Source organism: Leptospira fainei serovar Hurstbridge str. BUT 6 (genome assembly GCF_000306235.2).
Classification (GTDB): domain Bacteria; phylum Spirochaetota; class Leptospiria; order Leptospirales; family Leptospiraceae; genus Leptospira_B; species Leptospira_B fainei.
This window is the reverse complement of the sequence record NZ_AKWZ02000012.1, coordinates 69,477-91,153: the sequence shown is the minus strand read 5'-3', so window position 1 is coordinate 91,153 and position 21,677 is coordinate 69,477. Positions and strand designations below refer to the sequence as shown.

At 43.0% G+C, this 21,677-nt stretch carries 15 protein-coding genes; 7 read left to right on the top strand and 8 right to left on the bottom strand.

What is annotated here, in order from left to right:
- Nucleotide 1: 1 nt before the first annotated feature.
- Entirely contained in the window at nt 2-400 is a 399-nt protein-coding gene (locus LEP1GSC058_RS19695; RefSeq protein ID WP_016551420.1) for a helix-turn-helix transcriptional regulator, read from the bottom strand.
- A gap of 195 nt (nt 401-595) precedes the next feature.
- On the opposite strand from LEP1GSC058_RS19695, the gene LEP1GSC058_RS19690 reads away from it, so the two are divergent.
- Nucleotides 596-1,510 carry a histidine kinase N-terminal 7TM domain-containing protein gene (locus LEP1GSC058_RS19690; RefSeq protein ID WP_016551440.1) on the top strand — a complete coding sequence of 305 codons (915 nt, stop codon included), beginning with the start codon at nt 596-598 and terminating at the stop codon, nt 1,508-1,510.
- A 12-nt stretch (nt 1,511-1,522) separates the two neighbouring features.
- Here LEP1GSC058_RS19690 and LEP1GSC058_RS19685 read toward each other — a convergent pair whose 3' ends face one another.
- Entirely contained in the window at nt 1,523-1,915 is a 393-nt protein-coding gene (locus LEP1GSC058_RS19685) for a hypothetical protein (RefSeq protein WP_016551442.1), read from the bottom strand.
- Nucleotides 1,916-2,152: 237 nt separating this feature from the next.
- Between LEP1GSC058_RS19685 and LEP1GSC058_RS19680 the strand changes: the two genes are divergently transcribed.
- Entirely contained in the window at nt 2,153-2,527 is a 375-nt protein-coding gene (locus LEP1GSC058_RS19680) for a hypothetical protein (RefSeq protein ID WP_016551455.1), read from the top strand.
- Between the two features lie 48 nt (nt 2,528-2,575).
- Here the strand turns inward: LEP1GSC058_RS19680 and LEP1GSC058_RS19675 are convergent, their stop codons facing one another.
- Nucleotides 2,576-4,495, bottom strand: coding sequence for an alginate export family protein (locus tag LEP1GSC058_RS19675; RefSeq protein ID WP_016551448.1), 1,920 nt, complete (start codon nt 4,493-4,495; stop codon nt 2,576-2,578).
- Between the two features lie 477 nt (nt 4,496-4,972).
- On the opposite strand from LEP1GSC058_RS19675, the gene LEP1GSC058_RS19665 reads away from it, so the two are divergent.
- Genes LEP1GSC058_RS19665 through LEP1GSC058_RS19655 form a run of 3 tightly spaced genes read left to right on the top strand, consistent with a single transcriptional unit; the run spans nt 4,973 to nt 8,037 of the window.
- A complete protein-coding gene (locus LEP1GSC058_RS19665; RefSeq protein ID WP_016551441.1) occupies nt 4,973-6,259 on the top strand; it encodes a CmpA/NrtA family ABC transporter substrate-binding protein in 1,287 nt (428 codons plus the stop codon).
- 49 nt (nt 6,260-6,308) lie between these two features.
- The gene (gene ntrB / locus LEP1GSC058_RS19660; RefSeq protein WP_016551400.1) at nt 6,309-7,199 is read left to right on the top strand and encodes a nitrate ABC transporter permease; all 891 of its coding nucleotides are present in this window, start codon (nt 6,309-6,311) and stop codon (nt 7,197-7,199) included.
- 31 nt (nt 7,200-7,230) lie between these two features.
- A complete protein-coding gene (locus LEP1GSC058_RS19655) occupies nt 7,231-8,037 on the top strand; it encodes an ABC transporter ATP-binding protein (RefSeq protein WP_016551414.1) in 807 nt (268 codons plus the stop codon).
- A gap of 91 nt (nt 8,038-8,128) precedes the next feature.
- Here the strand turns inward: LEP1GSC058_RS19655 and LEP1GSC058_RS19650 are convergent, their stop codons facing one another.
- Complete coding sequence (locus tag LEP1GSC058_RS19650; protein WP_016551477.1) at nt 8,129-8,653, bottom strand: hypothetical protein; 525 nt, start codon at nt 8,651-8,653, stop codon at nt 8,129-8,131.
- A gap of 537 nt (nt 8,654-9,190) precedes the next feature.
- Between LEP1GSC058_RS19650 and LEP1GSC058_RS19645 the strand changes: the two genes are divergently transcribed.
- Nucleotides 9,191-12,706, top strand: a complete 3,516-nt coding sequence (locus tag LEP1GSC058_RS19645) for a nitrate reductase (protein ID WP_016551446.1) — start codon at nt 9,191-9,193, stop codon at nt 12,704-12,706.
- A 75-nt stretch (nt 12,707-12,781) separates the two neighbouring features.
- Here LEP1GSC058_RS19645 and cobA read toward each other — a convergent pair whose 3' ends face one another.
- From cobA to LEP1GSC058_RS19625, 4 genes are read right to left on the bottom strand one after another with little or no spacing between them, the layout of a single operon-like run.
- Nucleotides 12,782-13,579, bottom strand: coding sequence for a uroporphyrinogen-III C-methyltransferase (gene cobA / locus LEP1GSC058_RS19640; RefSeq protein ID WP_016551470.1), 798 nt, complete (start codon nt 13,577-13,579; stop codon nt 12,782-12,784).
- Nucleotides 13,576-13,959, bottom strand: a complete 384-nt coding sequence (nirD, locus tag LEP1GSC058_RS19635) for a nitrite reductase small subunit NirD (protein WP_016551467.1) — start codon at nt 13,957-13,959, stop codon at nt 13,576-13,578. Before nirD ends, cobA begins: the two co-directional genes overlap by 4 nt.
- Before the next feature lie 9 nt (nt 13,960-13,968).
- Nucleotides 13,969-16,491 carry a nitrite reductase large subunit NirB gene (gene nirB / locus LEP1GSC058_RS19630; protein WP_016551426.1) on the bottom strand — a complete coding sequence of 841 codons (2,523 nt, stop codon included), beginning with the start codon at nt 16,489-16,491 and terminating at the stop codon, nt 13,969-13,971.
- A gap of 40 nt (nt 16,492-16,531) precedes the next feature.
- On the bottom strand, nt 16,532-17,749 hold the full coding sequence (locus LEP1GSC058_RS19625; RefSeq protein WP_016551457.1) for a nitrate/nitrite transporter: 1,218 nt from the start codon (nt 17,747-17,749) through the stop codon (nt 16,532-16,534).
- A gap of 392 nt (nt 17,750-18,141) precedes the next feature.
- On the opposite strand from LEP1GSC058_RS19625, the gene LEP1GSC058_RS19620 reads away from it, so the two are divergent.
- On the top strand, nt 18,142-21,672 hold the full coding sequence (locus tag LEP1GSC058_RS19620) for a molybdopterin-dependent oxidoreductase (protein ID WP_039948918.1): 3,531 nt from the start codon (nt 18,142-18,144) through the stop codon (nt 21,670-21,672).
- Nucleotides 21,673-21,677 lie beyond the last annotated feature (5 nt).

Below are 21,677 nucleotides of genomic sequence, written 5' to 3'. Positions count from 1 at the left end.
ATTACTTCTTTCGTTTATTAGCTAAGGATTCGATCAGTTTAAAAACCGCTTCCCGATCGGCATTAGAGAGCTTCGAAAGTAGAAGTATAACATAGTCGCCGGCATTCGTTTTGGAAATTAACCTTAGAAGGTCTTCCTGATCCTTCGGATTCCTTATCTCTTGAGAATTTTTCGCCAGTTTTTCAGGTTTGGTACCGTCGATCAGCCATTCCGCTCTATATCCCGTCGCCTTTTCGATTTTAAGTGCGATAGCGTAGGAGAGAGGTTGTTTATTCGCTTCGATTAAGCTCAGCATTGCTTGAGTGATCTTTATTTCCTCTGCAAAATCCTTTTGATTGATTTCCGTGATTCGACCCTCTATCCGGACGAATTTTACCCGCTCCCCTGATGATTTTATCATATAAATAATTTATATAAAAAGGTTGTCAAAATTTAATGATTTATACGAATATGTGAAGAAATATATGTCAATTTCGAGCACTTTAATGATTAGAATAGTTCTAATCCGATTCTGCAACTTAAAAAAAGATCCGATTTTGCTCACCGACTCAAGATTATTTGTGCCTCAATTTGTGAAAACGACCCGGAGCTGATTTTGGCAATCGTAACATTTGTCCTTTTATCTCTATCGGCATTGCATTTTTATAAGGGTTCGGAAAAAAATTATCTGAATCTATCTTTTTCACTCATTGCGCTACTAATGTCGGTATGGTGCGCACTTTTGTCTTTAAGTGAAATTCCGCTTCCCTTTACTTTGCAATCTTCTCTTATAAATCTAATTCCGATCCCGATTCTCTTTATTCCGATTTTATTAATCTATATAACCTTTAATTATTCCAAACCGAATTCGCCGACGTCTCCACCTGCATTTTTAACTCTATTTCATGTGATAGCTATAGTATTCTTTTCTTGGTATGCTTTCGAAGGGGAAGTCGGTCCGTATCGAATGGAAGGAAGGCTAAGAATTTTTAAGCCGGGCCCGCTTTATTATCCTGCCTGCACATATATCTATGTTTCAGTCTTTTTATGCCTTGCGATATTAATTCGAAATATCTTCATCGGAAACTATTTTGTGAGGATTCATTCCATTTATCTATCTGCCGGAGCGATCTTCTGCGGACTTATCTCTTATTTTTTTATAATTCTTTCATCCAGCTTCGGGATTTCCGCAATTCCGACGATTATGCTTGGTACTTTGGCGTTTCTTTGGATCGTCTGGCTTTCGATTACTAATTACAGATTATTTAATATAGATCTTTCCGATTTTAAGTACGATTTCCGAAACCCGAGATTCTCGTCCACACTGGTTTCTCTCAATCGATTTTTATTGAAAAAAATCGATCCAATGACCTTTGCGGAAATTTGCAATCAATTTGAGGCTAAGAGAAGGGAAGAGGTTTATGCGCTGCAAGCCGAAATGTTATTAGAGTTCGTATATTCGAAGGAAGGAACCATATCGAATCATGTCAGACAATATTCGCAAAAAGTAACGGATCTTTTTATAAACTAAAAACGTATTCTTCTAGGATTTCAATTTGGATAACAGTATGTTGATGAATTTCAGATTCTCGTCGGAAAGTTTCGACAATTTCGAAATTAACTCTTTTAAAGTGGCATTATGCCGAATTTCGTTAATTAAGGCCTTTTCTTTTTCGATGAAATTGAGTCGTTCTTCCCAGGTCGCTTTCGGTATTCCCTTGTTCTTAAATACGAATACTTTTGAAACCCCTTTCTTAATTAAGAGTAGGTCCATTCTGAATTCCGGTATCGTTTCTTGGTCGCATAAGTATCGATTTATGGTCGCTAAAGAAGTGCCGATGGTCTCTGCACCTTCCTCTCTGGAAATTTCGAGTTCTTTGAAAGCTATTTGTAGCCGATTTCCGATAGTGTTTGTCTTTTTCAATTTTTTTGACATTTTGATAAAATAGTTACTTGAATATTGTTAAAATGTTACTAAAGTGTAGGCGAACAATTATATCTCACTTTGGATATTAGTCAGTAAGGGATTTAAGATCAACCTTAAAAGATAGCTCCTATCGGAGAATTGAGGGTCTTTGGGCGAAGGATTTAAGTTCTATAACGCAAAAATTTCAGGTATTTCACGCATTTTAAAAAGCGAGGGTTACGGAGAGTGGTCCGGTATATTAAGGTTATGTATTTTTCTAAGTGGTATAGCATAGAGTATTTTGAGGAGAATTTAGGAAACGTTTCTCAGGTTCACTCCTTAAGAAGGGTATTAACTCTCCGCGAAAAAACGCTCGCCTCTACTAAACTAAGAAAGACGTCTAGAGCCTTAAAAAATAGCATTTTTATATTCAGATTGTTGGCAAAAGTAAAGCTCCAAAAGAATCAGATCAACTGGCTAAGATCGCAAATAATGGAACAACTCGGAGAAGCTACTTTGCTGAAGGGGGAGGTAAGTTCCTTAAAATGGGAGGCCGCTAATTTAAAGGCAGAACTTGCTTTGGCGAAAAAATCTTTATCCTTCTTTAAAGAGTTTAAAGAAGGATATGAAAGAGAATCTTAATTTGCCGTTTTAGAAGACCGTATGGCTGCCATTTCTAAAACGTATTATTTATAGAGAAACGGAGACCATTAGATAGAAGAATTTCGAATTGGGTTCGAAAGTGGAACGGTCCAGAGGATTAGGAGCGTACGGATTATCCCTTGCATTTCTAATTGCGTCCTGCGCTCTTACTAATGAGAAGCCCGACCAGACGGAGATGAATTCGGAATAATTGTAAATCCATGTGAAATCGTATTGATAGAACAATCGTTTTCCAAGTCTACCGTTATCGATCGTGAATTTGTTGTTCGAAAAGTTTTCAGTGCTGTTTCCGGTGTTTGGAACTCCGGCTACGTTGTACCATGCATCCTGCGGAGTGGCTTTTAGCGTATCATAAAATGCGAAAATAAAAGTTCCGTAGGATTCCGTTTTAATATTCATCCTAGCCGAGTACGATTTCGTATTCTGAAATCCCGCCAAAAGCGACTGACCGTTCATCGTATTCCAATTCGGGAAAGAACCGGCAACTTGAGGGAAGAGAGTTTGCCAAGTTCCTACTTTCGCATCGGATCGATTCGGATCCCCTGATCCAAAAGTGTATCCTGCGCCGAGTCGAACATTATCTAAAACTTTCCAACCCGTATCGAGGGATAGAAAATGAGTGTCGTATTGGACTCTCTGTGTGTATATGTTTTTACCCGAAGCGGTTTGGAGATTTAAAATATCCCAATCCGCCTTTACCCGATCACCGGTGTATCCGGATTGCCAGGCCGATTCTATCGTCCAATCCCATACTTTGCCGGCGGGTAAGTTATTCATATTCGTTCTATTGGTTAATCGAAATCCTGTCGTTAATAAGTTGTCTCTCTGCTTCAGTCTGCTGTCGAAGTCGGTAGGATTAGGATTCGCAATCCATTTTTTGGAAATATCCAACGCATACAAATCGAGATGCGCTATGTCGCCGCCTTTGATCGTATTGTACATTCCGGTAAAATACGCTTCATCGATAGTACCTTTAGCTTGCCCGTTACTCGTTGTTAGTCCGTAAGGGGCATTGTATTGATCGGATAGGATTGTTCCGAAAACATGGGAACGAAACCATTTCGAATCATGAACAAAGCGGACACCGTCGAAAGAAAACCCGGTGTTTAACCAGTTTAACGGACCGACGATTTTTAGATCTCCGAATGCGAAGACTTGTCGCCCGATGAAAATTGAAACCGGTAGTTTCTCGGATTTTTTTAAAACGATAAACGCTTCTCTAATATCCGTATTGCTTCGAACGTTTGTGCTAGTGGTAGTCCCTGGTGTTACTGTTGTTCCTGCCCCGGTCGTAAGTGCGTAAGACCAGTTCCCCGCATTTTGTGCACCCTGACTTCCTCCCCATAATCTACTATCCTGCATCGTAATCTTTACGGAGAAATAGGGGGATGGATCGAGCAAAAACCAAACCTGGGTATTTTGGCCGACGAACGAAGTATAGTCGTCTATCCGTTTATTAAAAGTCGAGTTTTCCCGGGATTCGTATCTAGGTCTCGCTGAAAATCCCATTTTAAGATTGTCTAGCCAAAACAAATTGGATTTTTGCGTGTCTTTCATTTGTTCCGGTGTGACGAGTAGTGTTCTTAAGTAATCAAGAGGAATGTCTCCTTTAAGAGGAGTCGCATATTTTACCTCTTCCGACTTTTTCTTAGGCTCCTGAGTTTCCGTTTTTGGCGGCTCAGATTTAGGAGGTTCGGGTTGATTTTGAGATTGCGGGACAATAGGATCCGGTTTTTGAACGGGATTTTCCAATGTTTGCGAATTCAGCCCGGAGGTAATTAAACTAATTAATAAAATTATAATTAATTCACGGGTATTATAATTGGAAATATACTTCCTGATGTTGTTAAACATGCGGTTTACTTCTTTTCGGATTCCTATCTTTGCTTGTATCTGAGAGCTTCTCGTGACGTTAAAGCTCCGGTCCGGTGCTATAAATTGTTTCATTCGGCGTTCCTTGTTGCTTAAAACCGATTTAAGCAATAATTGTGCCAATTAATAAATAATTATAAAAATGGCATCTAATAAGAGAATCGAGCTTTTGCGGCGGTTGCTTGGTCCTTTCCTATTCTAGAAATTGTCTTAAAAATAGTAATAAAGCTCATTAAATGTACGTGATTCTTTTTTATGGCCTTTATTTTGCTCATTCTTGGCCGCGTAGTTTGTGTATATTTTTGGCGAACGGCATATTTTGTGCTATTTAATAGCTCGGCGATTAATTATTTTATGGGAATTGCTCTAAAATTCGCTGAAATCAAAATAAATTATATTTATTGGTATGATAATTGCTTATTAAGAATCGAATCGACGAAATAATCCTGCGAAAACGATAGTATATTATTAATTTATAATTTTATCCTTTCATTTCGGAGATCGAAAGTTCGCGTCGAATTCTCTCAGAAACTAATGGAGTATTGAATAACAATGCGAAGAAGAATCGAATATATAGCGTTCATGATCGGAATGATTGCATATTCCGTAAACATTCCCGGAATATTCGCGGAAGGAAAATTGGAAACTACTAAGGCGAAGATAGGTTATATCGCGCTAATGGATTCCGCTCCGCTCGTCATAGCGGCCGAAAAGGGACTTTTTAAGAAATACGGAATGAACGAAGTAGAGGTCGTTAAGCAAGCTTCCTGGGGGACGACCAGAGACAATCTTGAACTTGGTTCCGAAAATGGCGGCATCGATGGAGCTCATATACTTACTCCGATGCCTTATGCGTTGGCGTTAGGGATCAACACGAAAGGAAATAAACCGGTTCCGATGTACATCCTGGCTCGTTTGAATTTGAATAACCAGGGAATTTCTGCGGCGACGAAATACAAAGATATCGGTCTCTCTGTGGATAGTTCTCCGCTCAAAGCTGTTGCCATGAGGGCAAAAGCGGACGGAAAGCCGCTCACGGTAGCAATGACATTTCCAACAGGAACCCACAATTATTGGCTACGATATTGGTTAGCGGCAGGCGGAATCGATCCGGATTTAGATGTAACTACCATCGTTGTTCCTCCACCGCAGATGGTGGCAAATATGAAAGTCGAAACGATGGATGCTTTTTGCGTGGGTGAGCCTTGGAATCAACAACTTCTCAATCAGAAGGTGGGATACACCGCGCTCATGACCCAAGAAATATGGAAGGATCATCCTGAAAAATCTTTCGCAATGCGTAAAGATTGGGTGGATAAAAATCCGAATTCCGCCAAGGCAATCTTAAAAGCCGTGATGGAAGCTCAAATATGGGCGGAGAAGGCGGAGAACGTTAAGGAAATGGCGAAAATTCTTTCCCAAAAAAATTGGGTGAATGTTCCTGAAGCCGATATTCTTCCTCGATTGAAAGGCGAGTTTGTTTACGGGGATGGTCGGGATATGACCAACAAAATTCCGAAGATGAAATATTGGAGCAGCAACGCTAGCTTTCCGTATAAAAGCCACGACAAATGGTTCTTAGCTGAAACCAGGCGATGGGGTTTTTTGCCGAACGGAGTGGATTATGATAAAGTCGTAAATCAAGTGAATCGCGCCGATATCTGGAAAGAATGCGCCTCAGAAATCGGACAGAAAAAGGCAATCCCTAAAAGCGATTCGCGAGGAATCGAAACTTTCTTTGACGGCGTTAAATTTGATCCTAACGATCCGGAAGGTTATTTAAATAAATTAGCAATTAAGAATATAGACGGTAAGAAAACGTCCCACGGGAAGAAATGAGACGCGTAAATTTCTCTTTAAAGAGAGCGTTTAAAGGCAGGAAAAAGAAATGAATACGATCGAGATGCAATCTGTTCCGGTAGCTTCATCTGTCTTGGATTCCACGGATAAGCTAAACTCGCTTGAATTCGGAACCGCAGTCGATTCGGAGCGTTCGGCTTCGATAAAGAATACGGTCATGTCGATTCTATTACCCGGTTTCGCTTTGCTGATTTTCGGAATTGTCTGGCAGTTTTATTCCCAAATGCAGGATGTTACGCTGCCCGGGCCGATCCAAACGATAGTGGAGTCGAAAGATCTCATACTTCATCCTTGGTTCGATAACGGGGCAAACGATAAAGGAATCGGCTGGCAATTACTTTCCTCATTGCAAAGGGTAGGTATCGGTTATTCATGCGCGGCTTTTGTGGGAATAATTCTAGGGATTTTGATCGGTAAATCGAGTTTAGCTTTTAAGGCCGTGGATCCGATTTTTCAAGTTTTACGGACGATTCCCCCTTTAGGATGGCTTCCGATATCCTTGGCGGCATTCAACAAGGCGGGACCCTCCGCGGTTTTCGTTATCTTCATAACTTCGCTTTGGCCGATTATCATCAACACTTCGGTTGGGATTATGCGGATTCCGAAGGATTACGAGAATATCTCGAAAGTATATCAAATTAATGGAATGCGATATTTCTATAAGATTTTGTTACCGGCAGCGGCCCCTTATATTTTTACGGGATTGCGAATTTCGATCGGTATGGCTTGGCTTGCGATCGTGGCCGCCGAAATGCTGACTGGAGGAGTCGGAATCGGATTCTTTATTTGGGATTCCTGGAACAGCTCAAGGTTAAGCGACTTGCTCGTTGCACTTGTTTTCGTAGGGCTTGTAGGTTTGCTTTTGGATCGAGGGATGGGGTTCGTGGGAAAATTCTTCGGGAGTAAGTCCGAAGTTTAATAATTCGGCAAAAATTATAAGAGGGCTTTGTATGGAAAAATCGGAAAATACAAATTTCGTTCAGATTAGTAATGTGCATCAAATTTTCGGATCGGGGAAGAATCGTTACTATGCGTTAGCCGGGATAGATTTGAATATTGCACAAGGGGAGTTTGTAAGCATTATCGGTCATTCAGGATGCGGTAAATCAACTTTATTGAATCTAGTCGCCGGTTTAATAACTCCTACTTCGGGAAAAGTCGAAGTGGAAGGTGTTGCGATTACAAGGCCCGGCTTAGATCGAGCCGTTGTCTTTCAGTCGCACTCCTTACTTCCCTGGTTAACCGTCGAAGAAAACGTGAGAGTTGCGGTAGATAGCGTTTATCCGGAGCGCGATAAAGGGTTCAGAAAAGCGGAAGCCCTGAAGTTCGTGGAAATGGTGAATTTATCCGCGCACTCTAAGAAAAAGCCTTCGGAAATTTCGGGCGGTATGAAGCAAAGGGTCGGGATCGCTAGAGCTTTCGCCACAAACCCTAAGGTCCTACTATTGGATGAGCCGTTCGGAGCACTTGATGCGTTAACTAGAGGGAAAATGCAGGACGAGTTAAGTTCGATTTGGGAACAGTTCCGCAAAACCGTAATTATGATCACTCACGATATCGATGAAGCGCTTTATCTATCGGATAGAATTATTTTAATGTCTAACGGACCTAAGGCGACGATCGATAGGATTTTGAACGTCCGCTTTCCTCGAAAAAGGGATAGGGAGTCGATATTAGAGGATCCATCTTACAACGAATTGAGAAAAGAAATGCTTCATTATCTAATCCAGGCCAGTCATCAAGATTCGGTTGCATAGGATCGTTTAAGTCGGATTTATTTTAACGGGGTTTTTGATTTGAGGGGTACGACGGGATGGTATGCGATATGTATATCCGCGTTCGGTCGAATTATTTTAAGATCGAGTCGATATTCAATTTTTTTCTATAATTGAATCCGTAGTATTCTATCAAATCCAGCTCAAGTTCGTTATTGAATCGAATTACCTCTTTCGTGGATTCCTCTAACAGGTTTATGGAAGTTCCCTTATTGTTGGAGATTAATTCTTTTTGAAGCTCCCAGAAATAGCGACCATTTTGGCCTCCGATCTTTTTATTGCCCTGTTTGCTATAAAAAACCCTATTGCGTATCGATAGAAGTAAGGGGTTCATTTGAATTGATAATTTAATTCGTTTCAATTCGTAGGCGGATTCATTTTCCTCCGGAGATAGATTTTGCGATTTAGATCTGCTTAATACGCCGGGCAGCATTCTCGATATATCGTCGTAGATATTGAATGAAGATAATATCCAACTGTTTAAATTTAACGCCCGGAGGGGAGTCGGATTTAATTTATACTCCGTCCATGCCTCTTCGATCAAATCGGAGTGGAGATAGAAGTAGTATAGAATCTCATAGTCGCTTTTTTCTTTCATGCTTTATTTTTTAAAACGGGGAACTTCGCTTATTCATTCCGTTTAGAAAGGAAAATGCAACCTCCAGCTCTATACTTAAATCGACATATTGCAATCTAAAACTTCATTGAAGAAGCATGGGAAAACGCATGCCGTCGGAACCTGTCTGAATTTCAGAAATGCCTTCATCTGATAAAGGTCTTTTTCGACAAAAAAAGATTTCTGTGTATTTCAAAGCAGGATTAGTGCCAATTCGTCTGAAAAAAATAGGGAATGGGTATAGTTTTTTTATTAGGAAGAATGTTCCGAAAATCAACGTAAATCCTTGAGATGAACTCAAGTCATTAGGGAGAAATTGAGCATTCGTATGCTTTGTCTAGGATTCTATAACCGACAGATTAAGTACGTGTATGAAATTTATACAATTCGATTGATATGTAGCGAAAGTTCGTAATGAATTCCCCTTCGACCATGAAAAATTTTGCCTTCAGGCCCAGTTTATCTGTCGAATCGAGTATTTTCAGATAGATTGGCGTGAAATTTGCATATTTTTTGTATATGCAAATTCAGGAGTCATATCAGACCACTTGTTCTTATTGTGGGGTTGGTTGCGGAGTTCTTGTTCGTAAATCCGGTCCGACGGATTTTACGGTTCAAGGCGATCCGGATCATCCCACAAATCGAGGCGAGCTTTGTTCTAAAGGGATGAATTTGCATTATTCGGCGATGGATCGATCGGACCGATTGCTTTTTCCGATGGTTCGCCCGGATCGATTTTCTCCGTTGGAGAGAGTGACTTGGAACTCGGCTTTAAATAAAGCCGCCGCCGAATTCAAAAGATACATAAAAGAGTTCGGTCCCGATTCGGTAGGCTTTTATGTATCCGGACAACTACTTACCGAAGAGTATTATATTATAAATAAATTAATAAAGGGATTTATAGGAACGAATAATATCGATACTAACTCGAGATTATGTATGAGTTCCGCCGTGTCCGGCTATAAGATGGCGTTCGGAGAAGATAGCGTTCCCGTTAGTTACGACGATATCGAGTCGGCAGATTGTTTTTTAATTGCGGGGGCTAATCCTGCCTGGTGCCATCCGGTCGTTTTTAGAAGAATCGAAGCCAGAAAGAAGAGCGATCCAAGTATTAAAATCATAGTAGTCGATCCGAGAAGAACCGAAACCTGCGAAAACGCGGATATTCATCTGCAGATTCATCCTGGAACGGATATCTATCTGTTTCATGCAATTGCAAGAATCTTAATAGAGAATAATTGGATTGATCTAGAATTTATCGTTTATCATACGGAAGGATTCGACGAACTCAAGGACAAAGTATTTGAAAAGAGCCTGGAGGAAGTCTCGGAGATTTGCGGCGTTCCCGCTCAACTTATATATCAGACCGCGGAGGCGATCAACCGTTCAAAAGGATTTTTATCCTTATGGGCAATGGGATTGAATCAGAGCGTTGTCGGTGTGAACAAGAATCTAGCTTTAATCAATCTTTCCTTAATTACAGGTAAGATAGGGAAACCGGGATCGGGGCCGTTTTCGTTGACAGGTCAACCGAATGCGATGGGCGGAAGAGAAGTCGGAGGATTATGCAATTTATTGCCCGCTCATCGTGAACTGAGTAATCCTGAGCATCGAAAAGAAGTCGCGGAGTTTTGGGGTGTAGACTCCGTTCCCGCAGAGCCCGGTTTTAGCGCCGTCGAAATGTTCGATAGCTTGAGGTCCGGGAAGATGAAGGCGGTCTGGATCGTTTGCACGAATCCGACGGTAAGTCTTCCCGATGCAAGGACCGTGGAGTCCGCTCTCAGAACGGCCGAATTCGTAGTTGTGCAAGATATTTCCAAAGATTCCGCAGCCATACCTTTTGCCGACGTTGTATTACCTGCGGCAGGTTGGGGTGAAAAGGAGGGAACGATGACCAGTTCTGATCGTCGAATTTCTTTTCTTCCAAAATTTATGGAGCCGCCCGGCGAGGCTATGGGCGATGCCTGGATCATTCGAGAATTCGCCAAAAAAATGGGTTTTGAATCTTTCTTTTCCTATAAGAACGAAGAGGAAATTTTTTTAGAGCATTGTCGTTTAACAACTGGAACTAAGATCGATATTTCCGGACTAGATTACCGTGAAATTCAGAATTTGCGGGTTGCTCAATGGCCATATCCTACAAAAGGCTATTCGGGCAGTCCTAGATTATTCGAGGATAAAATCTTCTATCGACCGGGTGGCAAGGCAAGACTTCATGCGGTCAGCTTTGAAGATGATTCCGAAAAAACGAACGTCGAGTATCCTCTAGTTTTGACGACGGGTAGGATTCGAGACCAATGGCATTCAATGACTCGAACCGGAAAAGTTCGAAAATTAAGGGAGCATAGGAGAGAACCGAACCTTGAAATACATCCTTCCGATGCATTGAAATATGGAATTAAGGAAGGGACGATAGTCGATGTGATCAATTCCCGTGGAACCGTTAGAACGAAAGCGAGTCTGACTAAATCTATCAAGCCCGGCGTCGTATTTTTGCCGATGCATTGGGGCAAAAAAAGCGGCTCGGATCAACCGAGATCGAATAATCTTACTAGTTCCTCTTTTGATCCTCATTCGAAGCAACCCGGTTTCAAAATTGCAGCAGTTAAGGTCCTTCCGTATAAAAAACCGAAGGAGAAAATCGTCATTGTCGGAGGCGGGAGCGCTACATTAGCTTTTTTGAAATATTATAAAGCTATGGCTCCTCAAGATGAGATTACCGTAATTTGCCGAGAGGAGAACCCGTTTTATAACAGAGTTTTATTACCGGATTATATCGGGGGTGAAAAGGAATTCGGGGAACTCCTACCCAGTGATCAGGAGGAAATTCTCTCCTGGGATTTGAATATGATTCCAAACACATCGGTAACTAAGATTTATATCGAGGGAAAGAAAGTTCGGGATTCGAATGGTGAATTGCATTCTTATAATAAACTGATATTAGCTCTCGGGAGTTCCGCGATAAAATCTTCGTTGGTGCCTTCGTCGATGACCGGGATTTTTAGTCTTCGAAACAAGTCAGATGCGGATCGGATTCGCAATTATTTCGTACCTGGAACTTGGGCACTGATCGTAGGCGGCGGTCTGCTGGGATTGGAAATAGCTTCCGTTCTCGTCTCAACGGGAATTCGTGTAACGCTAGTCGTTAGAACGAATAGATTGATGTCGAAGAAATTGGATTTAATGGGAAGCGAATTGCTACGCGAAGAAATTGAAGCACGAGGAATAGAGCTTATTTTCGACGCCGAAATTTCTAAATTGGAAGGAACCGAAAGAATTTCCAAAGTAAAGTTAACTAACGGCAAGGTTCTTAATCCTGACGGAATAATTTACGCGATCGGCACTAAACCGAATTTCGAAATTGCGAAAGATGGCGGTTTATCCTGCGGAAACGGAGTGATCGTGGATTCTTTTTTAAGGTCCAGTGATCCCGATATTTATTCGATTGGCGAGGTGGCCGAACACGAGAATGAGAGTTACGGAACCGTATCGGCGGTCGAGGATCAAGCTAAAATAGCCGCTCAGCATATCTTCGGATATTCGTTCGACGAATACGAAGGATCTCTTCATACGCATCTACTCAAAGTATCCGGGCTGGATCTAGTTTCGGTCAGATTGCCGAACACTCCCTTCGAAATAAAGGCAGAGGATAAGGATGAGTTCGAAGAGATCACGTTTATAGATCGTAAAAAACGAATCTATAAAAAATGCATTATTCGAAACGACCGCCTTGTCGCCGCCATTTTGATCGGAGATACTTCCGAATTCCTTAAATTTAAAGAGTGGATTGCATCCCACATTGAGCTGGGAGAAAAAAGGAAGAAACTCTTTTTAGGAGGAGAATTTACTAAGCCGCTATTGGGAAAAGTCGTCTGCTCTTGTAACGGTGTCGGAGACGGAAATATTTTGGAAGCTATTTATGACGGTGAGCACACTTTATCGGGAATCGGTAAGCGAACTGGAGCCGGAACCGGTTGCGGAAGCTGCCGCTCGGAAATCTCCAATCTTTTAAAAAGCGTCATACAAAAGGTATAACGAGTATCGGAGAACGAAACTTCTCGTTCTTTCCTTTATCAAAGTTTAATTCGATTCAATTTCAAACTTGCGGTACTAAGCGACTACCGACTTGAGTAAATTTCTTTCCTTCGCGTCCTTCATTTCGAGGTAGAAACGAACCACTTCGCCGATGACGATCAAAGCGGGGGATTGAATTTTTTCGCTCTCTACTTTTTCTAAAATGGTGCCGAGGGTTCCTATAACAATTCTTTCCGACGGCAGCGTGGCATTCTCGACGATCGCGATGAAGGTCGATTTGGAATTTCCGCCTTCCAAAAGTTGATCTACAATCGATCCGAGAGAGTTCAATCCCATATAGACGATTATCGTTTTATCTTTGCATATTAGATTGCGGAATCCGGTCGAGTTTTGACCTTCCTTTCTGTGTCCCGACAGAAAAACGATCTCTCCCGCATAGTCTCGATGAGTTAGAGGAAATCCGAGATTTGCGGCGATTGCGGACCCGGTCGTAATTCCTGCGACGATTTCACATCCAAACCCTCGTGAAATCAAATATGCGCATTCTTCCCCGACTCGACCGAATATGGAAGGATCTCCTCCCTTCAAGCGGACCACAACATCGTAGCGCATGGCTGCATCGGCTATCTTAGCGTTAATTTCATCTTGGAGGCAGCTATGCTGCCCGAGTCGTTTACCGACATAGATTAATTCCGTATTCTTCCTACAGACGTGCAGGATTTTGGGAGATACTAAATCATCATATAAAACGACTTGGGCCTTCCGGAGGATCTTAATAGCCTTAACTGTCAGAAGTTCGGGATCTCCAGGCCCGGCGCCGACAAGAAAGATCTTCCCCGCATCACCGGGGGTTTTGAATCCGGGGGCGTTCATCCTTTTACCGTTTTATGTTCATCGATTAGAGGCGCATCGATCTCGATGTATACTAATCCTTCTTCGATGATGACCGGATAGGTTCTTATTTTGTACGTTTCGCCGGTTAGGCATTCGCCGGTTCTTAAAGAGAAATTACGTTTATGTAAAGGACATGCGACTTTAGGTTCTCCCGCCGAATCTCCGATCAGGCCTCTCGCTAATACCATATCGCCCGTATGCGGGCAGGAGTTATCGCATGCAAACCATTCATTTCTTGAGCTAAAATGGAAAACGGCAATTTGTTGATCGCCTACCTTCGCGCAGGTGCCGCCGTCCTCGGGAAATTCCGATACCGGCGCTACCAAAAACCATATCTTTTCTGCTATCGTAGTTTTCATCGTTCTCTCCTACTTAGCCGGAGTTAAATCCAAATTTCGATGACTGACCGGGCGCTTTTGTCCCCGTTCTTCGACGAACTTTACGGAAGAATCCGAATTCGGGCTGTTCACGAAATGTTTGAATTTTTTCTGTTTCTCTTGGTCTTCGACCACATCCTTCCACTCGCAGATATAAGTGTCGACTAGACTTTCCATCTCTGCTTCCAGTTGAGAATTTATTCCCAATCGGTCGTTGATAATGACGTCCTTTAAATAATCGATTCCTCCTTCAAGCTGTTCCAGCCATGTCGAAGTACGCATAAGTCTATCCGCAGTTCGGATATAGAACATTAAAAAGCGATCTATGTAACGAAGGCAAGTATCCTCATCCAAATCTTCCGCAAATAGAATTGCGTGCTTCGGGTTTACTCCGCCGTTTCCGCCGACGTATAGATTCCAACCTTTCTCGGTCGCAATGACCCCGAAATCTTTGCCTCTAGCTTCCGCGCATTCACGGATACATCCTGAAACTGCGGACTTAATTTTGTGGGGTGCTCGAATTCCCCGATACCTCTCTTCTATTCTTATCGCGAACGCAGTACTATCCTGAACGCCGTATCGACACCATGTGGAACCGACGCAACTTTTCACGGTTCGCATCGCTTTGCCATAAGCGTGTCCGCTTTCAAAACCTTTTTCAACGAGGTCCTTCCAGATCTCCGGAAGTTGATCCATTTTGGCTCCGAGTAGATCGATCCTTTGTCCGCCGGTTATTTTGCAATATAGATCGTATTTCTTTGCGATCTCTCCGATTTGGATTAATTTTTCAGGAGTGATTTCACCGCCGGGAATCCTCGGGACGATAGAGTAGGTTCCTCCCTTTTGGATGTTCGCGAGATATTTGTCGTTAGTGTCTTGGATTTCCCTGTGTTTTATTATGGGTTCGTTCCAGACGCTTGCAAGAATGGACGCTACGGCAGGCTTGCATATTTCGCAACCGTTCCCTTTGCCTGAGTCTTTAATTACGTCCGTAAACGATTTTAGACTTTTTACTTTAATGATTTGGAATAGTTCCTGACGGGAATATTTAAAATGCTCGCAAACATGCTCGGTAATGACTTTCCCTTGCGCTTTTAATTCCGTCTTAAGAATCGAATTTACTTGAGGAATACATCCACCGCAACCGGTCCCGGCTTTCGAACATTCTTTCAGAGAGCTTATATCGGTGCAGCTTTTCTCCCGAATCGCGCGTAAAATATCCCCTTTTGAAACGTTATTGCAGGAGCATATCTTCGCTTCTTCAGGTAATGAATCCGCGCCAAAAAGGTTCTCGGAGGATACGGTGCCTACGATTAAGGTCTCGGGTTCCTCCGGTAATTCCATTCTGTTTAGATAGAGAGAAAGAAGATTTCCGTAAGCCTTTACATCCCCGACTAAAATTCCGCCTAGAAGGTGCTTTCCGTCCGGAGAAATTACAAGTTTCTTATATACTCCGCTTCTCGGGTTTTTAAAAACGATAGGAATATGTTCCGCTTGCCCTAGCGCGTCTCCGAACGAGGCGACATCCACTCCGATCAATTTTAGTTTAGTAGATAGATCCGAACCTGAATAGGATTTGGGAGTATGATGCGGACTGCAAAGATTATACGCTAATGCTTCCGCCATTTCATATCCCGGAGCCACCAACCCGTAAATGAAGTTCCTATGTAAAGCCACCTCTCCGATTGCATAGACTCCATATACGTTCGTTCTCAACTCGTCGTCGATGATGATGCCTCCTCGTTCGCCGGTAATGATTCCGGACTTGCGAGCAAGTTCATCTCTCGGACGAATACCCGCGGAAACCACTAACATGTCGATTTCAAGAGAGCCGCCGTCTATAAACTTCAATTCTTTAAGAGCGGCTTCTCCGATTGCCTTTTCCGTTTGTTTTTCGAGATGGATCGTAACGCCAAGTTCTTCGATTCTTTGTTTTAATATGGATGAGGCAGCTTCGTCCAATTGTCTAGGCATCAACCTGGTTGCGAACTCGACCACATGGGTATCTTTTCCCATATCGACCAGGGCTTTCGCAGCTTCTAATCCGAGCAACCCGCCTCCTAAAACCGCGGCTCTTTTAATTCCTTTGCCGTATTCGAGAATTTTTTCCAAATCCTCGATGGTTCTATAAACGAAAATTCCTTTCTTGTCGATCCCCTCGAAGTTAGGAACGAACGGAGCCGATCCGGTGGCAAAGACGAGTTCGTCAAATTGCAGTTCCGTTCCTGAAGAAGTGCTGACAATTCGTCGAACGATGTCTATGGAAATCGCCGGTTCCGAAAGCAATAATCTTATTCCGTTTGCCCGATACCAATCCGCCTTGCATAAATACAAATCTTCGACCGATCGATTCGCAAAATATTCGGAAAGATGTACTCGATCGTAAGCACGTCTCGGCTCTTCTCCGAGAATCGTAATCTCGAACTTATCCGCTCCGCCGAATTCGACCAGCTTTTCCGCAAAGCGATGGCCGACCATCCCGTTCCCAATGATTACTAACTTCCGTTTATTCATATTATATTTCCTTAGAGTCAAACTTATACTTTATAAAAGTTTAAACTCCTTCAAGCCCGAGTTCCGTTTGATTCGAATCCGCTTTTTTCCAAATCAACATGTTGGTAAAAAATACCAAAGCTGCCGAAGAGATCGTTACTACTGCTAGCACTACGAATCCGGCGGCAAAACTACCGGAAACGGATTTTAAGGATCCGAGTAAGTTAGGAACTAAGAATCCGCCTAAACCGCCGAATGCTCCTACAAAGCCCGTTACCACTCCGATATCCTTTTTAAAGCGCAACGGAACGAGTTGAAAGACCGAGCCGTTCCCTAAACCTAAGCAAGCCATTAGTCCGATAAACAATGGAAGCGTAATATTGACCGGAAAAAGGTAGGATATACCGATCAATATTACGCTTAGAGTGAGGAGAACTAGGCTGAGAACGTTTACTCCGCCGAATTTATCGGATAAGTAACCGCCGACAGGGCGGAGCATACTTGCGCCGATAATGCAGTAGGAGGTGTAAAGGCCAGTGGTAACTTTTTCGATACCGTACTGGTCGTAAAAGAAGATCGGTAGAAAGCTCGCGATTCCTACAAAGCCGCCGAAAGTCACACTGTATAATAAACAGAAAGTAACGGCGTCCCTGGACTTGATAGGGGTAAAATATTCCAGAATTCCTTTTCGATTGACGGTTCCTGGGCAGTCCTTCGCCGTAAAAAGAAAGAATATGAACACGATGCTCATGGGTATTATTGCCAAGCCGAAGACCGAATGCCAGCCGTAAGCTTTGGCTAAACTTGGAGCGAATAAAGTCGCAAGGACCGATCCGCTATTACCGGCTCCGGCAATTCCCATTACTAAACCTTGATATTTAGCGGGGTACCAACGACTCGCGAGCGGGAGGGCGACCGCAAAACTTGCTCCTGCGACTCCCAATAATAGACCGATGCATACGATTTCCGGAATCGATTGGGCGGCCTGCCAACCCCAAACGAGAGGGATCATCGTGACGGCCATACCGGAAAGAGCTACCTTTTTAGAACCGAATCGATCGGACAGTAGACCCATCGGAATTCTCAATAGAGTTCCTCCTAATAAAGGAATGGAAACCATCAAACCTTTCTGCGCGGGGCCTAATCCGAATTCCTCCGACAGAAAAATCCCCAAGGCCGCTAATAGCATCCAAATCATAAAGCTAAAATCGAAATAAAGAAAGGAACTGACCAAAGTCGGGAAATGGCCTGCTCGTAGGAACTGTTGTAATTTTTGCATATCGTGGACCCTCTCGTAGTAAAAAATTCGGTGCCTATTCCTCTATAAGCATAAATTGTGCCAAGATTAAAAATAAAGAATAAAAAACTTCAATCGATAGAGTGCCGCAGGCTCCTGTGGATGATTTGGGCGGAAGGATTGAGGTCAGCCCATCTAAATTTCAGCGATGCTGCTAAAAGAAGAGGGAAATTTAGCGGATATTGCTAGATAACGCTTAAAAAATATACAGTACGAATCATAAATAAGCCAGAACCTATGTTGTAAGGGGGGCTTTCTTTTGGATTTGAGGTTGTATTATTCGTCATAGCCTATGCAACTGGGAAAAGGGAGAGAAATTGAAAATAAAATTCATAAAATCGTTTTATAGGTATAAAAATTGCAGTAAACCGTTTGTGGCCGAAAATGAATCCTATCAAACAACATGTTCTTATTGCGGAGTAGGCTGCGGAATAATCGTTCAAAAGAGCGGTTCGAATGAAATAAGCGTAAAGGGTGATCCGGAGCATCCTGCAAATAAGGGAATGCTTTGTTCAAAAGGATTGAACTTGCATTATACTGCAATGGATCGTTCGGATCGTTTACTCTATCCGATGGTTAGAAGGGATAGAAATTCGAATCTAGAGCGGATTACTTGGGAATCCGCACTTTCGAGCATTGCCGCTAGATTCCGTAAAATAATCGCCGAACACGGACCGGATTCCGTCGGATTCTACGTATCCGGACAGCTATTAACCGAAGAGTATTATATTATAAATAAGTTAACTAAAGGATTCTTGGGAACGAATAATATCGACACGAATTCGAGGCTGTGTATGAGTTCGGCGGTCGTCGGCTATAAGATGGCCTTGGGAGAAGATAGCGTCCCGATAAGCTACGACGATATCGAATTAGCCGACTGCTTTCTGATAGCGGGAGCAAATCCGGCCTGGTGTCATCCTATTCTTTTTCGTAGAATAGAAGCTAGAAAAAAGTCGGATCCTTCCGTAAAGACGATCGTAGTCGACCCTAGAAAAACGGAATCATCCGAAGACGCCGATTTGCATCTTCAAATTCGTCCCGGTTCGGATATATCTTTGTTCCATGCGATCGCCAGAGTGCTAATCGAGAACGAATGGATCGATCATCAGTTTATTCTTAAACATACGGAGGGTTTCGAAGAACTAAAGTCGAAAGTCTTCGAATCTACTTTGGACGATGCCGCGGAAGACTGCGGCATTCCACCCGAGCAAATTATAGAAGCCGCACGATTGATTGCCCGATCTAGAGGATTCCTTTCTCTCTGGGCGATGGGATTGAATCAGAGCGTAATCGGAGTAAATAAGAATCTAGCTTTATTGAATCTTTCACTGATAACCGGCAAAATCGGTAAACCCGGATCGGGACCATTTTCATTAACCGGGCAACCGAACGCTATGGGTGGGAGAGAGGTCGGCGGCCTCTGCAATCTATTGCCTGCCCATAGAAATTTGAACGATCCCGAACATAGGCGGGAAGTGGCGGATTTTTGGGGAGTATCTGATATTCAGAGTAAGCCGGGATTTAGCGCGACTGAAATGTTCGAAAATCTTCGAAACGGAAAAATGAAGGCGATTTGGATCGTTTGCACCAATCCGACCGTTAGCATGCCGGACGCGAGAGCGGTAGAAGCTGGATTACGAGCAGCCGAACTCGTAATTGTTCAAGATATTTCTAAAGACTCCGGCGCAATTCCCTTTGCCGATTTTGTTTTACCCGCCGCAGGTTGGGTCGAGAAGCAGGGCACGATGACTAATTCGGATCGCCGGATCACCTATCTGCCCAAAATTATGGACCCGCCGGGCGAGGCAGTCGCGGATACCTGGATTATTCGGGATTTTGCGCGCGAAATGGGTTATACATCATCTTTTTCTTATGAATCGGAAGAGGATGTTTTTTTGGAACATTCTCAACTTACGAAAGGAACAAGAATCGATATATCGGGTTTGGATTATTCCATACTAAAGTCAAATCGTTCCGTTCAGTGGCCCTATCCGCATAAGGATCATGGGGGCACTCCTCGCCTTTTTACGGATCATATTTTTTACAGGCCGGGCGGTAAGGCTAAATTATCGGATGTAGGAATCGAAGATTCGTCCGAAAAGACAACACCGGAATATCCGTTAATACTTACGACCGGACGAATTAGAGATCAATGGCATACGATGACTAAAACCGGTAAAGTACGGAAGTTAAAAGAACATCGAAAGGAGCCAAATTTAGAGATTCATCCAGAGGACGCGCGGCTTAGAAATATCTCCGACGGGCAGGTCGTGGAGATAAAAAATATTCGAGGCAGCGTTCGGGTAAAAGCCTCCGTCACCGAATCGATCAAGCAGGGTGTCGTTTTTTTACCGATGCACTGGGGTAGAATGAAGGGCAACGATGAGTCGAGAGCCAATAATCTTACCAGTTCTAATTACGATCCTTTTTCCAAACAACCCGGATTTAAGATATCCGCAGTAGAAGTAAAACCGTATAAAAAAGTAAAAGAGAAAATTCTAATTATCGGAGGGGGGAACGGAAGTTTATCCTTTCTAAAACACTATCGTGCTTTGGTCCCCGACGACGAAATTACCGTAATCTGCAAAGAGGAGCATCCCTTCTATAATAGAATTCTATTACCGGACTTAATCAGCGGGGAAAAAAATTTCACCCAGTTGATGGGTGTGGAGCCCGAAGAAATCGAATCTTGGAATATAAATTTATTCCCTTCAACCTCGGTACTCGAAATTTCCAGGGAGGGGAAGAAAGTAAAAGATTCGGAAGGAAATCTTCATTCGTATAATAAACTCATCATTGCGACGGGGAGCTCCCCATCGATACCGAAATTCGTAAACCCGGATATGGAGGGTGTCTTTAGTCTTAGGGCGAAGGAAGATGCCGAACGAATAAAAGGTTTTTTCGTGAGAGATTCTCATGCTTTGATCGTCGGGGGAGGTTTACTGGGATTAGAGTTGGCGGCGGCTCTTCGCGTTGTAGGGGTAAATGTAACCATCTTAGTTAGAACGGACCGATTGATGTCGAAGCAATTGGATAAGGTTGCTTGTGATATTCTGAAAGAAGAGATAGAAGCGAAAGGAATCCGAATTATTTTCAACGCGGAAATTTCTAAAATCGTCGGCGTTCCTAGGGTGGACAAGGTAAAACTAAGCGACGGATCGATTTTGCAGCCGGACGGAATCGTCTTTGCAGTAGGAACTTCTCCCAACTTAAAGGTAATTAATGGAACCGACCTTAAAATAGGATCCGGATTGAAGGTGAACGAATATCTGCAAACCAGCGATCCCGATATTTATGCGATCGGTGAAGTCGCGGAACACGAATCGGGAATGTATGGAACCGTTGCGGCGACCGACGAACAAGCCAAGATTGCCGCGAATCATATCTACGGATATAAGGTAAATTCTTACACCGGATCTTTGCATACGAATATCCTGAAAATCCCGGGTCTGGACTTGATCTCTCTAAGGTTACCGGAAGTGGTCATGGAAAACGATGCTTCCGAATACGAAGAAATCATTTTTCTCGATCGCAAACGGAAAAAATATAAGAAATGTATCATCAAAGGAGATAAGTTGGTCGGTGCGATTCTGATCGGCGATAAGAATCAATTTTCGGAATTCAAAGCGATGATCGCTTCCGGAATGGAGCTGGGGGAAAAACGGGAATCGCTTTTGGGAGATTCTCGGCCTTTGAAACCGATGGAAGGCACGCTTGTCTGTTCTTGTAACGGTGTGGGTAGCGGAAATATCGAAGCCGAGATTCAAAAAGGAATTCTAACGGTGGAAGGTATTGGTGTCAACACGGGAGCCGGGACGGGTTGCGGAAGTTGCCGGCCGGAAATTTCAAGAATCATTAAAGGGAAATCGCCGGTTATTCCTCCAGCGATCGAACAGCGTCTTTAATTAAT

What these genes read in the sequence shown, in the direction of transcription:
- LEP1GSC058_RS19665 (WP_016551441.1), top strand. Translation starts at nt 4,973, where the DNA reads ATGCGAAGAAGAATCGAATATATAGCGTTCATGATCGGAATGATTGCA.
- cobA (WP_016551470.1), bottom strand. Translation starts at nt 13,579, where the DNA reads ATGAACGCCCCCGGATTCAAAACCCCCGGTGATGCGGGGAAGATCTTT.
- LEP1GSC058_RS19625 (WP_016551457.1), bottom strand. Translation starts at nt 17,749, where the DNA reads ATGCAAAAATTACAACAGTTCCTACGAGCAGGCCATTTCCCGACTTTG.
- LEP1GSC058_RS19685 (WP_016551442.1), bottom strand. Translation starts at nt 1,915, where the DNA reads ATGTCAAAAAAATTGAAAAAGACAAACACTATCGGAAATCGGCTACAA.
- LEP1GSC058_RS19695 (WP_016551420.1), bottom strand. Translation starts at nt 400, where the DNA reads ATGATAAAATCATCAGGGGAGCGGGTAAAATTCGTCCGGATAGAGGGT.
- LEP1GSC058_RS19655 (WP_016551414.1), top strand. Translation starts at nt 7,231, where the DNA reads ATGGAAAAATCGGAAAATACAAATTTCGTTCAGATTAGTAATGTGCAT.
- nirB (WP_016551426.1), bottom strand. Translation starts at nt 16,491, where the DNA reads ATGAATAAACGGAAGTTAGTAATCATTGGGAACGGGATGGTCGGCCAT.
- LEP1GSC058_RS19650 (WP_016551477.1), bottom strand. Translation starts at nt 8,653, where the DNA reads ATGAAAGAAAAAAGCGACTATGAGATTCTATACTACTTCTATCTCCAC.
- LEP1GSC058_RS19675 (WP_016551448.1), bottom strand. Translation starts at nt 4,495, where the DNA reads ATGAAACAATTTATAGCACCGGACCGGAGCTTTAACGTCACGAGAAGC.
- ntrB (WP_016551400.1), top strand. Translation starts at nt 6,309, where the DNA reads ATGAATACGATCGAGATGCAATCTGTTCCGGTAGCTTCATCTGTCTTG.
- nirD (WP_016551467.1), bottom strand. Translation starts at nt 13,959, where the DNA reads ATGAAAACTACGATAGCAGAAAAGATATGGTTTTTGGTAGCGCCGGTA.
- LEP1GSC058_RS19645 (WP_016551446.1), top strand. Translation starts at nt 9,191, where the DNA reads ATGCAAATTCAGGAGTCATATCAGACCACTTGTTCTTATTGTGGGGTT.
- LEP1GSC058_RS19680 (WP_016551455.1), top strand. Translation starts at nt 2,153, where the DNA reads ATGTATTTTTCTAAGTGGTATAGCATAGAGTATTTTGAGGAGAATTTA.